This window comes from Kamptonema formosum PCC 10802 (assembly GCF_000332335.1).
Lineage (GTDB): Bacteria > Cyanobacteriota > Cyanobacteriia > Cyanobacteriales > Oscillatoriaceae > Oscillatoria.
In genome coordinates, this window is the sequence record NZ_KB235949.1 from 758,997 (window position 1) to 760,651 (window position 1,655).

At 59.1% G+C, this 1,655-nt stretch carries 1 protein-coding gene; it reads right to left on the reverse strand.

Annotated features, from left to right (window positions below; all coding sequences use genetic code 11):
* A partial coding sequence (locus tag OSC10802_RS43090) for a WD40 repeat domain-containing protein (RefSeq protein ID WP_232731875.1) occupies nucleotides 1-1,506 on the reverse strand: 1,506 nt, incomplete at its 3' end.
* Nucleotides 1,507-1,655: the final 149 nt, after the last annotated feature.

A 1,655-nucleotide genomic window follows, 5' to 3' on the forward strand; every position in this document is an offset into this window, starting at 1 on the left:
CCCTTCCAGGGAGGCGAGCTCTTTCCCCTGCAAGTCCCACAGCTTGGCGGTGCCGTCATTTGAGCCGGTGGCCAGCCGTTTGCCGTCCGGGCTGAACGCTACGCTAAAGACCGGCTCCTGATGCCCTTTCAGGGAGGCGAGCTCTTTCCCCTGCAAGTCCCACAGCTTGGCCGTGCCGTCATATGAGCCGGTGGCCAGCCGTTTGCCGTCCGGGCTGAACGCCACGCTACTGACCCAGCTCTGATGCCCTTTCAGGGAGGCGAGCTTTTTGCCCTGCAAGTCCCACAGCTTGGCCGTGCCGTCTTCTGAGCCGGTGGCCAGCCGTTGGCCCTCCGGGCTAAAGGCCACGCTTGTGACCGGCTCCTGATGCCCTTTCAGGGAGGCGAGCTCATTGCCCTGCAAGTCCCACAGCTTGGCGGTGCCGTCCTCTGAGCCGGTGGCCAGCCGTTGGCCGTCCGGGCTGAACGCCACGCTATTGACCCAGCCCTGATGCCCTTTCAGGGAGGCGAGCTGTTTCCCCTGCAAGTCCCACAGCTTGACGGTGCCGTCAGATGAGCCGGTGGCCAGCCGTTTGCCGTCCGGGCTGAACGCCACGCTCCGAACCGGGTTCTGATGCCGCAGCTGGTTTCGCTCCCGAATCTGCCCTTGAACCTGCTGTAGCGCCAGCATCGGACCGGCGGCGGGATAGTCTTCCAGGGGGCGACCGTCCTTAACAATATTTTTCAGCTCTTGCCCCGCCTGCATTGCTGAGAGCAAAGCTTCGATTTCCTGCCACTCAAACTGTCGCCAGGCATTACTCCCCGCCTGTTCTAATCTCGTACCGGCTTGCGCTTCTCGCTGTTTCTGCAAAGCTGCCAGCGCCATAATTGAAGCCATCGCCGCCCCAGCGAAGGAAATTGCCAGCACCACCGCACCGGCACGAATTCTGAGCAAAGCTTTCTGATTCGCCGCCTCTAGCGTCTGGTTCGCCTCCTCTAGCGTCTGGTTCGCCTCCGCCAAAATCCGACCCGCTTCTTTTTCCGCCTCCAAAGTCAGCAGCACTTCGCGCTTTTCCACCTCCTGACCGGCAGTCAAAAACTGGTAGTCCCGGTCGCTCAAACGCTTGTCCGCCGCCCACGCCAGAGCCTCCTGCAGCGCTCGCCCCCGCAACAGCCGCGAACTGTCCTGACAGCCCGAATCTACCCAACCCTTAAACGCCTCTGAGTAAGGTCGCAAATTGGCTAATTCCCTCTCAACCCAACTCAAATTAAAAACTTCCCCGTAAATCCGGTTCGCCACCTCCAACACACCCGAATGCCTAACCGCCAAACCCGACAGCCGCAACTCCATTTGTTCCGGAGTCCCATCCGCCGGCACCCCTCCGTCGCGCAACACTTGCCCGTACAAACTCAACAGAGATCCCGCCCGTTTTTCATTTCTCAACAGACGAGCCCGAATCGTCTTCAAATGCTCTGGCTCATCCTGCGCCTCCCAATTCTCAATCACCCGCCTTTGTATTAGCTTCACAACCGATACCGCCTCACCCTCACCCCCAACCGCAAGCGCAGTTTCCCCCCCTCTCCCCTCGTGGGCTATCCATTACCCACATTTTTCTTAACATAAAGTACATATTTCTTAAAAAATCCTGGAACATTGATGGGCTATAGTTTTAAGCA